The following is a 14369-nucleotide window of genomic DNA, read 5'->3' on the forward strand; positions in this document are numbered from 1 at the left end:
TTACTACCGCGAATTATTTTAGATAGTGAAAAAATAATTAATGTGATGAAGATCCGTTAATCACGCATCTGCGATTAATAATTTCGCAGCGCAAAAAATAGGCTTACCTATTGCAAAGACTGGTAAAATTTTTTCCAATCTTCCTCCATTTTTTGCTATGTTTAGCTTCCGTTTAATTACTCAGGAGTATAGGGCATAGCCCGCTGTATGGACCCTCATCGACGTCTTTTCACCTTCTGGCATTTTTCTGCCACCGCTACCTGTTACGCTTTTTTACCAGCAACGATTGTCTCTGCCGTGCGTGACATCGCGATGACTCCGTCTGTCGTGAACTGGAGCAACTCATGGAATTCTTAATGGATCCCTCTATCTGGGTCGGTTTATTGACGCTGGTCGTCCTTGAAATCGTCCTCGGTATCGACAACCTGGTCTTTATCGCTATCCTCGCGGATAAACTGCCGCCGAAACAGCGTGACAAAGCGCGGCTGATCGGTCTGTCGCTGGCGCTGTTTATGCGTCTGGGGCTGCTGTCAGTCATCTCGTGGATGGTGACCTTAACCAAACCGCTGTTCAGCATTGCGGATTTCTCTTTTTCCGGGCGCGATCTCATCATGCTGCTCGGGGGGATATTCCTGCTGTTTAAAGCGACGACGGAACTGCATGAACGGCTGGAGAACCGCCAGCACGATGCCGGTCATGGTAAAGGTTATGCCAGTTTCTGGGTGGTGGTGTTACAAATCGTCGTGCTGGATGCGGTCTTCTCGCTGGATGCAGTCATTACCGCCGTCGGGATGGTCAACCATCTGCCGGTGATGATGGCCGCGGTGGTCATTGCGATGATGGTGATGCTGCTGGCCTCGAAGCCGCTGACCCGCTTCGTGAACCAGCATCCGACGGTCGTGGTGCTCTGTCTGAGCTTCCTGCTGATGATCGGCCTGAGCCTGGTGGCTGAAGGCTTCGGTTTCCATATTCCGAAAGGGTACCTGTACGCCGCTATCGGCTTCTCGATCACCATTGAGTTCTTCAACCAGGTGGCACGACGCAACTTTATTCGTCACCAGTCGACGCTGCCGTTACGCGCACGCACGGCTGACGCTATCCTGCGTATGATGGGCGGGCGCAAACAGCACGCCGTGAGCCACGATGGCGAGAGCCCGGCGCCGGTTCCGGTGCCGGAAGGGGCGTTTGCGGAAGAAGAGCGCTATATGATTAACGGCGTCCTGACCCTGGCACAGCGTTCATTGCGCAGCATCATGACGCCGCGCGGTGAAATCAGCTGGGTGAATGCGGAACAAAGCGAAGAAGAAATTCGCCGTCAGCTGCTCTCTTCGCCGCACAGTCTGTTCCCGGTATGCCGGGGCGAACTGGATGAAATCATTGGTATCGTACGGGCCAAAGAGATGCTGGTGGCGCTGGAGGCCGGTGAGAACGTCGCCGCATTAGCCTCGGCTTCGCCGGCGATTGTGGTCCCGGAAACGCTGGATCCTATCAATCTGCTGGGGGTGCTGCGTCGCGCTCGCGGAAGCTTCGTCATCGTGACCAACGAGTTTGGCGTGGTGCAGGGGCTGGTGACGCCGCTGGATGTCCTTGAAGCCATCGCCGGGGAGTTCCCTGATGCCGATGAGACGCCGGAAATCGTCGCGGATGGCGACGGTTGGCTGATTAAAGGATCAACCGATCTGCATGCCTTACAGCAGGCGGTCGGGCTCGATGACATCGTCGATGAAGATGAGGATATTGCGACGGTAGCCGGACTGGTCATTGCCGTGAACGGCCATATACCGCGTACCGGCGATATTGTTGAGCGGGCGCCGCTGCAGTTTACCGTTCTCGAAGCGAACGACTATCGTGTCGATCTGGTGCGCGTAGTCAAAACGGTGCATGACAGCCAGGAAGAAGAATAATCCTCCGGTGTCGTCAAACTGATCGGCCGGTCTCCGCTGGAGGCCGGCCGGTTTTATTATCTGCCATCGCCTCGACCTGACGTCGGGCCGCCAGCCACTGCGGAAAGTCTTCAACCGGCATCGGCCTGGCATAGTAAAATCCCTGCAGGATATCAACGCCGTGGCGCCGCAAATATTCGTCCTGCTGCCGGGTCTCCACACCTTCTGCCACCGTCACAATATTCAGCCGGTGCGCCAGCGCAATAATGATATCCGTTACCGTCGCATTCACGCTGTCGATACCGATAGCGCTGGTAAAGGATTTATCAATTTTCAGCACGTCAGGCCGCAGTTTTTCCAGCCAGGAGAGCGAGCTGTTGCCGGTGCCAAAGTCATCGATAGCCAGGTGCACGCCTCTGAAATGCAGATGTTCCGCCATGTGGTGATCGCCGTCCTGAAGCACGTCCCGCTCGGTGAGTTCAACCACCAGCTGCTGCACCGGGTAGGCGCTGAACCAGAGTTTATGCAGATCGCGCAGCAGTTCACCCTCGGCAAAATGGCGAGCGGCGACATTAATCGAAATGTGAAAATGTTTATCGTGGGGGAATAGCGAAAGCTGGCGTGCGGTTTCTGCAATGACATAGCGGGTGAGGGGAATGATCAGGTTGTAGCCTTCGGCGATAGGAATGAACACATCCGGCGATATGTTTCCCCGTCGCGGATTGTTCCAGCGGAGTAAAATCTCGACGCCGGTACATTTTCCCGAATGCAGATCCTTCAACGGTTGGCACCACAGCTTGAATTCGCGGGCGGCGATGCCGAGGCTGATTTCCCGGGAAAAACTCATCCTGCCCGCGGTAGCCAGCCAGGCTATTCCGGTCATCAGTAGACTCAGGATCAGCGCCAGCGGCAGTTCGCCCGGCAGTTCGTGGAGGGCGATAGCGGAAGCGCCGGGACCGCTGACGTTGATGGCAAACGGGAACTGGGTCGAATGTTGACGGTATATCACAGACTCGCCGGGAAGCACCGGATGATCAACCACCCCGGTCCCGCTGATAAAGTTGCGGGGGCCGACGCTCAGTCCAATACCGGTAATCAACGATGATTTTGCGTTGAGAATTAACTCTCCCAGCAGCTCAATATTGATGATCATCATCACGCCGTCGGCGCTATTGAACGCCGAGGGATACCATTGAATTAAGATGGGCGAGCCGACCAGCAGCGTGTTATCGGTTGAAAAAGCCAGCAGCTCCCGCTGGACTGGCAGGTCGGGTTGCAGCTGATGAATAGAGACGTTGCGATCGCCAAAGATGCTGGAGCAGTAGAGAATATTCGACTTAACCAGCACGATCGAACGCACGGTCTGTAGCGAGGCCGCCAGTTTGCGCAGCGGCAGACGCACATCCTCGCAGGGTTTCCCCACCAGCTGAAGCAGCGAAAGGTGTTGTTCCGATAACGGGCGTAAAATTTTATCCATCGCCACCACCATTTTATTGGTGGTCATCTGGACACGCTGCTGATTTAAACTACGCTGCGAAATAAATCGGATCGCCAACGTGGTCGTCAACGTCAGGAGCGCAACAATCAAACAAATGACAATCCGCTTACGACGGTATGTCGAAATGACCTTTTGTGCATTTTGCATGCGCGACACCCTGTCGACTCTTTGTGTGGAGTAGAATAACAACCGCCATTCAGCAAGTGTAGTGGGTGTAAATAAATAACCGAGAAAAATGCGCCCGGAAGGGCGCATTTGATGGGGAGAGTTTAGTCACACTGAACTTTGATTGCCAGACCACCGCGAGAGGTTTCGCGATACTTGGCGTTCATGTCTTTACCGGTCTCATACATGGTCTCAATAACTTTATCGAGAGAGACGCGCGGTTCGCTGGTGCGACGCATGGCCATACGCGCGGCGTTGATCGCCTTCACGGATGCAATCGCGTTACGTTCGATGCACGGAACCTGTACCTGGCCGGCAACCGGGTCGCAGGTGAGGCCCAGGTTATGCTCCATCCCGATTTCTGCCGCGACACAAACCTGTTCCGGGCTGGCGCCAAGAAGTTCGGCAAGACCGGCTGCCGCCATGGAGCAGGCCACGCCAACTTCACCCTGACAGCCGACTTCCGCGCCAGAAATAGAGGCGTTCATCTTGTACAGGGTGCCAACGGCGCCGGAGGCCATAAAGTAGCGAATATAAATATCCGGGCTGACCGATTCGATAAAATGATCGTAGTAGGCGAGTACCGCCGGTACGATTCCGCAGGCGCCGTTTGTGGGGGCCGTCACCACGCGTCCGCCGGCAGCGTTCTCTTCGTTTACGGCCAGGGCGAACATATTCACCCAGTCAACGACGTTCATCGGGTCGTTTGACAGCTTATCGCTGGCTACCAGCAGACGACGCAGCGCAGAGGCGCGACGAGGAACTCGCAGCGGGCCAGGCAGCACGCCTTCGGTATTCATCCCGCGATCGATACAGGCGCGCATGGTCTGCCAGACGTGAGCAAAATAGTCTTCAATCTCTTTTTTGCTGTGGAGAGCCAGCTCGTTTTGCATCACCATGCCGGAGAGCGACAGCCCGGTCTCTTTGCAATAGGCCAGCATCTCCTGCGCCGATTTGTACGGGTAAGGCACGCACAGTTCGTTGGCACTTTCTTTACCGAAGTGCTCTTCGTCGACGATAAAACCGCCGCCAATAGAGTAGTACGTTTTGCTGTAGATCTCTTTGTCGCCCGCCCAGGCATGAATCGTCATGCCGTTCTCGTGCAGCGGCAGGTTGTCGCTACGAAAGCGCATGCCGTCATCCGCCGGGAAGTCAACTTCATGCTGCCCTTGTGCCAGCAGCAGACGTCCGCGGGTTTCAACGTCGCGGATAAATGCCGGTATCGCGTCAATATCGACCGTATCGGGCTGATTACCCGCCAGTCCCATAATGATGGCGATATCCGTATGGTGGCCTTTGCCGGTTAATGAAAGTGAGCCGTAGACATCGACTGCCACGCGGGTCACTTCATTAAGCAATCCCTTTTCGACCAGGTCATCGACGAACTGTTTACCGGCCTTCATCGGGCCTACAGTATGGGAAGATGAGGGACCAATCCCCACCTTGAACATGTCGAATATACTAATCACGATAATACTCCTGACAGGGTTACCGCAGCGGCGGTAACGATGTGATAACTGCGCATAGTGTAAGAGGGAACCGCACCATCAGCTTAACTATTCACATGAATTAAACTAATGGATAACGGTGAATTTACTAATGGTGAGAGCGCATTCTCATTTTGAGTATATACCCGAAACAGATACCCCGACGACGGGGATAGCGACGGGTCCGAAGCGAGGAAGGCGGCCGGAATTTCAGCCGCGTCAGGCATGATGAAGAAAACTAAGGTTTAGTCCCGATTTGCAGCGCCAGTTCGCGAATAATACCGGCGGTCATTCCCCAGACGAAATAGTGCTGATACCACGACAGCCAGACGCGATGCGAGTTACCGCGGCGGTGAATATCCAGCGGGTGGTAGCGTCCCAGACGCAGCGCTTCAGCGAGCGGCATCTCGAACACCGCAGCGACCTCATCCTGACTGGCGTGATAGTGGAGATTCGGCGGAATGATGCCGACCACCGGCGTGACCTGGAAACCGGTCACGCTGTCTACCGGCGGCAGCACGCCGATAATCTCGACCGACCCGGGGGGAATGGCGACCTCTTCCTGCGCTTCGCGCAGCGCGGCGGCAATCAGCGTGGCATCGGTGGCATCCACGGCGCCGCCGGGGAAGGCAACCTGACCGGCGTGTTTACGTAGCCGCGGCGAGCGTTGGGTTAACAGCAGTCCCGGCTGCGGACGACGAACGATAGGCACCAGCACCGCAGCCTGGCGCTGATTCAGCGCATTGCGCGAGGGCTGCGGGCGCAGTAATTGAAAACGCGAAAGAAAGTCGTCCAGCTCAAGGGCGCCATCCGCCATGTTCTAGCTCTCCAGTTGTTGCAAAATACGATTAACTTTATCAAACGTTTCCTGATATTCGGCCGCTTCTTCGCTGTCCGCCACGATGCCGCCGCCGGCGGAACAGTACAGTTGACCGTGCCAGGCCGTCAGCGTACGAATAGTAATACTGGTATCCATATTGCCACACAGGCTCAGATAGCCGATACTGCCGCACCACGCATTGCGGCGCTGCGGTTCGAGCTCATCGATGATCTGCATCGCCCGCACTTTGGGCGCGCCGGTAATCGACCCGCCGGGGAAGGCCGCACGCAGCAGGTCGCTGGCATGCAGATGAGCCGGCAACCGGGCGGTAATGGTGCTCACCAGGTGGTGCACCGCCGGGAACGGCTCAACCACAAACAGCTCCGGAACCCGTACGCTACCGGCTTCGGCAACCCGACCGATGTCATTACGCATCAGATCGACAATCATCAAATTCTCCGCCCGATCTTTAGGCGAGCTGGCCAGCTTCTCCGCCTGACGGGCGTCCTGCTGCGGATCGGCCAGACGCGGCAGCGTACCCTTAATCGGGCGGGTCTGAATTTCGCCCTGGCGAAGCTGGATAAAGCGTTCCGGCGAAAGGCTGAGTACGGCGCCGTCCTGCAGACGAATAAAGGCGCTGAACGGCGCGCGATTGACGCGGTTCAACTGGCAAAATGCCTGCCACTCATCGCCGCGATAGCTGGCCTGAAAGCGCTGAGCCAGGTTGACCTGATAGCAGTCGCCGCTGTGCAGCCAGGTCTGAATCTGACGAAATTTTTCTCCGTACTGTTCGCGGCTCATATTGGAGCGCCAGGCGGACGTCAGCGCAAACGGGGTCGTTGGCGCGGCGGACTGCGCCTCCAGCCAACGCAGGCGGGCGTGCGGATCGCCATAGCTGAGCAGCGACACTTCGCGGCGCTGGTGATCGACAATCAGCGCCCAGTCATAAATACCGACGGCCATATCCGGCAGCGCTATATCCGCGACGGCGTGCGCGGGCAGAGATTCAAAACGGCGTCCTAAATCATAGCCGAATAACCCCAGCGCGCCGCCGAGGAACGGCAGATGAGGATGCGCCTGTGGCTTTAATCCGCAGCGATCCAGCTGCGTCTGCAGCAGCGTCAGGGGATCGGCCGTTGAGCTGCTCTGCGTCTGACCGTCATCCACCGCGGTTATTTCACCGCGGGTCAGCAGCGTCGTGAGCGGATCGGCGACGATAATGTCAAAACGGTTATGCGGATGGTCAGCAAAACCAGAATGCAGCAGCATCGCCCACGGGGTTGTGCTTAAAGGAGTAAAGTAACGCTCGGCAGCATCCGGGTGCCATGGCAGGGTAATAATAGCGGGGGACAACATCTTCCTCGATCCTAATCGTCACCGTCCTCTGGAAAATCAGGCGGGCGGCATGAAATAATTACGCCACACAATGTAGCAGGAGTGAGTCATGTTTGCAGGTTTACCTTCGCTGAGCCACGAGCAGCAGCAAAAAGCGGTAGAACGTATTCAGGAGCTGATGGCTAACGGGATGAGTAGCGGTGAAGCCATTGCGCTGGTGGCGAGCGAACTGCGCGCCACGCATACCGGCGACCGGATCGTAGCGCGCTTTGAAGATGAAGACGAAGACGAGTAATTACACCGCGGCGATAATTTTAATTTCGACTTTGTATTCAGGCTTCATTAACGCGGCCTGAACGGTGCAGCGTACCGGGGCGTGACCGGCAACCACCCAGGCGTCCCAGGCTTTATTCATGGCGGCAAAATCGCTTTTGTCCGCCAGGAAAATGGTGGCATCAAGAATACGTGACTTGTTGCTGCCCTGTTTTTCCAGCACCGCGTCAATCTGCGCCAGGGTGTTCGCGGTTTGCTCACAGGCGTCCGCGTCAAGGTTGGCCGGTACGCCGGTGTAGTAAAGGGTCTGGTTGTGGATGACGACATCAGACCAGCGGGCTTCCGCATCGATACGCGTAATTGTCATTTTCATTTCCTTCGGTTTTATTCCATCAGACAGCGGCAAGACTGCCATAATGTTCTGCCCACGTCACTACCCGGGCTGGTGAAACGACGCCCTCCCTGACATAATCACTGTCCAAATAACCAGGGGGCAATGTGATCGACGATTTTGCAGCAGACGGCCAGCTGGCCAGCGCCATTCCGGGATTTAAACCGCGCGAACCGCAGCGCCAGATGGCGGTGGCGGTGGCCCACGCCATAAAAGAGGCGCGGCCGCTGGTGGTTGAAGCCGGGACCGGGACCGGGAAGACCTATGCCTATCTGGCGCCGGCACTGCGGGCCAACAAAAAGGTGATCATCTCCACCGGTTCGAAAGCGCTGCAGGATCAGCTCTACAGTCGCGACCTGCCAACGGTGGCAAAAGCGTTGAACTTCACCGGCAGGCTGGCGCTGCTGAAGGGGCGGTCAAATTACCTGTGCCTTGAGCGTCTTGAGCAGCAGACTCTGGCCGGCGGCGATCTGCCGGTGCAAACCCTGAGCGACGTCATTTTGCTGCGATCCTGGTCTAATCAAACCATAGATGGCGATATCAGCACCTGCGTCAGCGTCGCCGAAGACTCTCAGGCCTGGCCGCTGGTGACCAGTACCAATGACAACTGTCTCGGCAGCGACTGCCCGCTGTACAAAGATTGCTTCGTCGTTAAAGCGCGTAAAAAGGCGATGGATGCCGATGTGGTGGTGGTTAACCACCACCTTTTCCTTGCCGATATGGTGGTGAAGGAGAGCGGTTTCGCCGAGCTCATCCCCGAAGCGGAGGTGATGATCTTCGATGAAGCTCATCAGCTTCCGGATATCGCCAGCCAGTATTTTGGCCAGTCGCTCTCCAGTCGTCAGCTGCTGGATCTGGCGAAAGATATCACCATTGCCTACCGCACCGAGCTGAAAGATACCCAGCAGCTGCAAAAGTGCGCCGACCGGCTGGCCCAGAGCGCGCAGGATTTCCGCCTGCAGCTCGGCGAGCCCGGCTATCGCGGCAATTTGCGCGACCTGCTGGCGGACAGCAACATTCAGCGGGCGCTGCTGCTGCTCGATGATGCGCTGGAGCTGTGCTATGACGTGGCAAAACTGTCTCTGGGTCGTTCGGCGCTGCTGGATGCCGCCTTTGAACGAGCGACGATCTATCGTGCGCGGCTCAAGCGACTGAAAGAGATCAACCAGCCGGGCTTCAGCTACTGGTACGAATGCACTTCCCGCCACTTTACCCTGGCGTTGACGCCGTTGACCGTGGCCGAAAAATTTAAAGAGGTGATGGCGCAGAAAGCGGGGAGCTGGATTTTTACCTCCGCGACGCTGTCGGTTAATGACGATCTTCGTCATTTCACCGCGCGGCTTGGCATCGAAGAGGCGGAATCGCTGCTGCTGCCCAGCCCGTTTGATTACGCGCATCAGACGCTGCTCTGCGTGCCGCGCAACCTTCCTCTGCCAAATCAGCCCGGTGCCGCGCGACATCTCGCCGCGATGCTCAAGCCGTTGATTGAAGCTAACGACGGCCGCTGCTTTATGCTGTGCACCTCGCACGCGATGATGCGCGATCTGGCGGAGCAGTTCCGCGCCACCATGACGTTACCGGTTTTGTTACAGGGGGAAACCAGTAAAGGGCAGCTGTTGCAGCAGTTTGTCAGCGCCGGCAACGCTCTGCTGGTGGCGACCAGCAGCTTTTGGGAAGGGGTGGATGTGCGCGGCGACGCGCTATCGCTGGTGATTATCGATAAGCTGCCGTTTACCTCACCGGACGATCCGCTGCTGAAAGCGCGAATGGAAGACTGTCGCCTGCGCGGCGGCGATCCGTTTGACGAAGTCCAGCTGCCGGATGCGGTCATTACGCTGAAACAAGGGGTCGGGCGTCTGATCCGCGATATCGACGATCGCGGGGTGCTGGTCATTTGCGACAACCGGCTGGTGATGCGCCCCTATGGCGCCGTTTTCCTCGCCAGCCTGCCGCCAGCGCCGCGAACCCGCGATATCCGCCGGGCGGTGCGTTTCCTCGCCGTGCCGCCGGCGAGGTAATCTGTCGCAAAATGTGGTAAGCTGCGCGCCATTTTGTCAATCTGCTAGAGCGAGAGCGCGACAACTCATGCGAATTTTGGCTATCGATACCGCCACGGAGGCCTGCTCCGCGGCGCTGTGGAATGATGGCACCCTTTGTGCTCATTTCGAAATTTGTCCCCGTGAACATACCCAACGTATTCTGCCGCTGGTGCAGGATGTCCTGAATGAAAGCAATGTCTCACTGACCGAGCTGGACGCTCTGGCCTTTGGCCGCGGGCCAGGCAGCTTTACCGGCGTGCGCATTGGTATAGGCATTGCTCAGGGGCTGGCGCTGGGGGCTGAACTGCCGATGATTGGCGTATCGACCCTGGCGACCATGGCGCAGGGCGCATGGCGTAAAACCGGGGCCACCCGCGTTCTGGCGGCCATCGATGCCCGAATGGGTGAAGTGTACTGGGCCGAATATCAGCGCGATGAGCAGGGCGTCTGGCACGGCGAAGAGAGCGAAGCGGTGCTGAAACCTGATGCCGTTCGCGAACGTCTGCAACAGCTTGACGGTAGCTGGGCGACGGTAGGGACCGGCTGGCAGGCCTGGCCCGATCTGGCGAAGGAGACTTCGCTGGTCTTAACCGACGGTGATATGACGCTACCGGCGGCGGAAGATATGCTGCCGCTGGCCTGCTACCTGCTCGCTGCCGGGAAAACCGTTGCTGTAGACAAAGCCGAACCGGTTTATTTGCGTAACGACGTGGCGTGGAAGAAACTTCCTGGCCGAGGATGAATCTCAGTAGGTATAAGACTGAGAGAAGGAGTCGCATCATGGCGGGTCAAAACAAAGCAGTACGTTGGTTATTAGCGGGCGCCGTTGCCGTCGCGTTAAGTGGATGCGTGTCGGTGCCGGACGTGATTAAAGGCTCCAGCCCGACGCCACAGCAAGATTTAGTCCGGGTCATGGCCGCGCCACAGCTCTACGTTGGTCAGGAAGCCCGTTTTGGCGGTAAAGTCGTCAACGTCCAGAATCAACAGGGTAAAACCCGTCTGGAAATTGCCACGGTTCCGCTGGACAGCGGTGCCCGGCCTGAGCTGAATGAAGCATCACGCGGGCGCATCTTCGCCGATGTGAACGGCTTCCTTGATCCGGTTGATTTCCGCGGCCAGCTGGTGACCGTCGTTGGCCCGATTACCGGCGTCGTTGACGGAAAAGTCGGCAGCACACCGTACAAATTTATGCTGATGAATGCGACCGGCTATAAGCGCTGGAACGTGGTGCAGCAGGTGGTGATGCCGCCGCAGCCCATCGATCCGTGGATGATCGGTCCGCGCCCCTGGGCTTACGGTTATGGCGGCTGGGGCTGGTACAATCCGGGCCCTGCGGAAGTCAGAAATGTTGTAACTGAATGATTTTGTGGTTTTTGTAAGCTAAAAGAAACAGCGGCTTGTCCGCTGTTTCTTTATTTTTGGACTAATAAGAAAAATAAATAGTGACGCGCTTCGCAACCTGTAAAACGCCTAATTAATAAACTGGTACGCTGAGTTAATATAATGTTAACAGAATGTTTGTTGATCAGGGGCTGTGATGACGACGAATAACTATTTCAGAGGTGATGCAGTGAAAAAGGTTTGGCTAAACCGCTATCCCGCCGATGTTCCGGCGGAGATAAATCCTGACCGCTACCAATCCCTGGTTGAATTATTTGAACATGCCGCCACGCGCTACGCCGACCAACCGGCGTTTATCAACATGGGCGAGGTGATGACCTACCGTAAGCTGGAGGAGCGCAGCCGGGCGTTCGCCGCTTATCTTCAGCAGGGGCTGGGGCTGCAAAAGGGCGATCGCGTCGCGCTGATGATGCCTAACCTGTTGCAATACCCCATTGCGCTCTTCGGTATTCTGCGCGCGGGGATGATTGTGGTGAACGTCAATCCGCTGTATACGCCGCGTGAGCTTGAACATCAGCTGAATGACAGCGGAGCGGCGGCGATTGTGATCGTCTCCAACTTTGCCCATACCCTGGAGAAAGTGGTCGAGAAAACTCAGGTTAAACATGTGATCCTGACCCGGATGGGCGATCAGCTCTCGACAGCGAAAGGCACCCTGGTGAATTTCGTGGTGAAGTACATCAAGCGCCTGGTGCCGAAGTATCACCTCCCCGATGCGATCTCTTTCCGCAGCGCGCTGCATGCCGGTTATCGCATGCAGTACGTTAAACCCGACATTGTCTGTGCCGATCTGGCTTTCCTGCAGTACACCGGTGGCACTACCGGCGTGGCGAAAGGGGCAATGCTCACCCACCGCAATATGCTGGCTAACCTCGAGCAGGTGAATGCGACTTACGGGCCGCTGCTACATCGTGGGAAAGAGTTTGTCGTGACGGCGCTGCCGCTGTACCACATTTTTGCGCTGACCATGAACTGCCTGCTGTTCATTGAGCTCGGCGGCCAGAACCTGCTGATTACCAACCCGCGTGATATCCCGGGGCTGGTCAAAGAGCTGGCAAAATACCCGTTCACCGCAATGACCGGGGTCAATACGCTGTTCAACGCCTTGCTTAACAACAAAGAGTTTCAGCAGCTCGATTTCTCTTCTCTGCATCTTTCCGCCGGCGGCGGAATGCCGGTGCAGCAGGTGGTGGCCGAGCGGTGGGTTAAGCTCACCGGTCAGTATCTGCTGGAGGGCTATGGCCTGACGGAGTGCGCGCCGCTGGTCAGCGTGAACCCACACGATATTGACTACCACAGTGGCAGTATCGGGCTGCCGGTTCCGTCGACCGAAGCGAAGCTGGTGGACGATGACGATAATGAGGTCGCGCCGGGCCAACCGGGCGAGCTGTGCGTGAAAGGCCCGCAGGTGATGCTGGGCTACTGGCAGCGCCCCGATGCGACCGCTGAAATCATCAAAAACGGCTGGCTGCATACCGGCGATATTGCGGTGATGGACGATGAAGGCTTTTTGCGCATCGTCGATCGCAAAAAAGATATGATTCTGGTCTCCGGGTTTAACGTCTATCCGAACGAAATCGAAGATGTGGTGATGCAGCATTCGGGCGTTCAGGAGGTGGCTGCCGTTGGCGTACCGTCTGGCAGCAGCGGTGAAGCGGTGAAGATTTTCGTCGTCAAGAAAGACGCGTCGCTGACCGAAGAGGCGCTGATCACCTTCTGCCGCCGCCAGCTGACCGGATACAAAGTACCGAAACTGGTTGAATTCCGTGATGAACTGCCGAAATCCAATGTTGGAAAAATTTTACGGCGAGAACTGCGTGACGAAGCCCGCGCTAAAGTAGACAATAAAGCCTAAGGTATACGAGAGTCGCCAGACGCCGGCTAAGCCGGCGTTTTTTATGGGCGCAAGTTAAGAGAGCATGATTTGAACTATCAGATGATCACCACCGACGATGGTCTTCGCGCCATCTGTGAAGCGGCAAACGCGGCACCCGCGATTGCGCTGGATACAGAATTTGTCCGCACCCGCACCTACTATCCGCAGCTGGGCCTGCTGCAGCTGTTTGACGGGGAACAGGTTTCGCTGATTGACCCGCTGGAGATAACCGACTGGGCGCCGATGCGTGAGCTGCTGCTGAACAAAGACGTCACCAAGTACCTGCACGCTGGCAGTGAAGATCTGGAAGTGTTCCTCAACACCTTTAACCTGATGCCGCAGCCGTTGATTGATACCCAGATTCTGGCCGCTTTTTGCGGGCGCCCGATGTCCTGGGGATTTGCGTCAATGGTGGAAGAGTATACCGGCATTGCGCTGGATAAGAGCGAGTCGCGCACCGACTGGCTGGCTCGTCCGCTGACCCAGCGTCAGTGCGACTATGCGGCGGCAGATGTCTGGTATCTTCTGCCGATCGCCAGCAAGCTGATGGCGGAAACCGAGGCAGCTGGCTGGCTGGATGCCGCGCTGGACGAGTGCCGTCTGATGCAGCAACGCCGTCAGGAAGTGCAGGACCCGGCGCAGGCGTGGCGTGATATCGGCAACGCCTGGCAGCTGCGCACCCGTCAACTGGGCTGTCTGCAGCTGCTGGCGGAGTGGCGTTTACGTAAGGCGCGCGATCGCGATATGGCGGTCAATTTTGTCGTTCGTGAAGAGCATCTGTGGAACGTGGCGCGCTATATGCCGGGGAGTCTCGGTGAACTTGATAGCCTCGGCCTGTCCGGCAGCGAAATTCGTTTTCACGGTAAGACGCTGATCAGTCTGGTGGCGAAAGCCCAGGAGTTGCCTGAAGAGGCGCTGCCGGAGCCGCTGCAAAACCTGATCGATATGCCGGGCTACCGCAAAGTCTTTAAAGAGATTAAAGCGCTGGTGCAGGAAGTGAGTACCGAGAAGGGGCTGAGCGCTGAGCTGCTGGCGTCAAGACGACAGATTAATCAGCTGCTGAACTGGCACTGGCAGTTGAAAAGCGGAAACGGGCGACCTGAGCTGATTTCCGGCTGGCGAAGCGAGCTGATGGCCGATCGTCTGCAGGCGTTGTTAAGCGAATACCCGCGCTAAGCCACAGCAAAAAGCCCGGACAGAC

At 57.0% G+C, this 14369-nt stretch carries 12 protein-coding genes; 7 read left to right on the top strand and 5 right to left on the bottom strand.

From position 1 onward, the window contains the following. The first annotated feature begins 344 nt into the window (after window positions 1–344). On the top strand, window positions 345–1904 hold the full coding sequence (gene yoaE / locus AC236I_RS09290; protein WP_004863902.1) for a CNNM family cation transport protein YoaE: 1560 nt from the start codon (window positions 345–347) through the stop codon (window positions 1902–1904). Window positions 1905–1917: 13 nt separating this feature from the next. On the opposite strand, the gene AC236I_RS09295 is transcribed toward yoaE, so the two are convergent. The 4 genes from AC236I_RS09295 to pabB all read right to left on the bottom strand — a co-directional run bounded on the left by AC236I_RS09295 (window position 1918) and on the right by pabB (window position 7209). After that, a complete protein-coding gene (locus AC236I_RS09295; protein WP_064367733.1) occupies window positions 1918–3528 on the bottom strand; it encodes an EAL domain-containing protein in 1611 nt (536 codons plus the stop codon). A gap of 122 nt (window positions 3529–3650) precedes the next feature. Then, window positions 3651–5015 (bottom strand): L-serine ammonia-lyase, encoded by a 1365-nt coding sequence (gene sdaA / locus AC236I_RS09300; protein WP_004863895.1) that lies wholly within the window; start codon window positions 5013–5015, stop codon window positions 3651–3653. A 256-nt stretch (window positions 5016–5271) separates the two neighbouring features. Next, entirely contained in the window at window positions 5272–5850 is a 579-nt protein-coding gene (locus AC236I_RS09305) for a CoA pyrophosphatase (protein WP_004863892.1), read from the bottom strand. Window positions 5851–5853: 3 nt separating this feature from the next. After that, the gene (gene pabB, locus AC236I_RS09310) at window positions 5854–7209 is read right to left on the bottom strand and encodes an aminodeoxychorismate synthase component 1 (RefSeq protein ID WP_004863889.1); all 1356 of its coding nucleotides are present in this window, start codon (window positions 7207–7209) and stop codon (window positions 5854–5856) included. 88 nt (window positions 7210–7297) lie between these two features. On the opposite strand from pabB, the gene AC236I_RS09315 reads away from it, so the two are divergent. Continuing rightward, the gene (locus tag AC236I_RS09315; RefSeq protein WP_004863886.1) at window positions 7298–7483 is read left to right on the top strand and encodes a YoaH family protein; all 186 of its coding nucleotides are present in this window, start codon (window positions 7298–7300) and stop codon (window positions 7481–7483) included. On the opposite strand, the gene AC236I_RS09320 is transcribed toward AC236I_RS09315, so the two are convergent. After that, window positions 7484–7828 carry a RidA family protein gene (locus tag AC236I_RS09320; RefSeq protein ID WP_004863882.1) on the bottom strand — a complete coding sequence of 115 codons (345 nt, stop codon included), beginning with the start codon at window positions 7826–7828 and terminating at the stop codon, window positions 7484–7486. It lies immediately after the preceding gene. 131 nt (window positions 7829–7959) lie between these two features. Here AC236I_RS09320 and yoaA point away from each other — a divergent pair, with 131 nt between their 5' ends. The 5 genes from yoaA (at window position 7960) to rnd (ending at window position 14344) form a co-directional block, all read left to right on the top strand. Continuing rightward, the gene (gene yoaA / locus AC236I_RS09325; protein ID WP_004863879.1) at window positions 7960–9870 is read left to right on the top strand and encodes a DNA repair helicase YoaA; all 1911 of its coding nucleotides are present in this window, start codon (window positions 7960–7962) and stop codon (window positions 9868–9870) included. A 67-nt stretch (window positions 9871–9937) separates the two neighbouring features. Continuing rightward, complete coding sequence (gene tsaB / locus AC236I_RS09330) at window positions 9938–10633, top strand: tRNA (adenosine(37)-N6)-threonylcarbamoyltransferase complex dimerization subunit type 1 TsaB (protein WP_004863876.1); 696 nt, start codon at window positions 9938–9940, stop codon at window positions 10631–10633. 38 nt (window positions 10634–10671) lie between these two features. After that, window positions 10672–11253: a Slp family lipoprotein gene (locus AC236I_RS09335; RefSeq protein WP_004863873.1), complete on the top strand. Its 582-nt coding sequence runs from the start codon at window positions 10672–10674 to the stop codon at window positions 11251–11253. A 208-nt stretch (window positions 11254–11461) separates the two neighbouring features. Next, entirely contained in the window at window positions 11462–13147 is a 1686-nt protein-coding gene (gene fadD / locus AC236I_RS09340) for a long-chain-fatty-acid--CoA ligase FadD (RefSeq protein ID WP_086816208.1), read from the top strand. A gap of 81 nt (window positions 13148–13228) precedes the next feature. Next, window positions 13229–14344 (top strand): ribonuclease D, encoded by a 1116-nt coding sequence (rnd, locus tag AC236I_RS09345; protein ID WP_004863868.1) that lies wholly within the window; start codon window positions 13229–13231, stop codon window positions 14342–14344. Window positions 14345–14369 lie beyond the last annotated feature (25 nt).

The organism is Klebsiella sp. Sb-30, assembly GCF_057652795.1.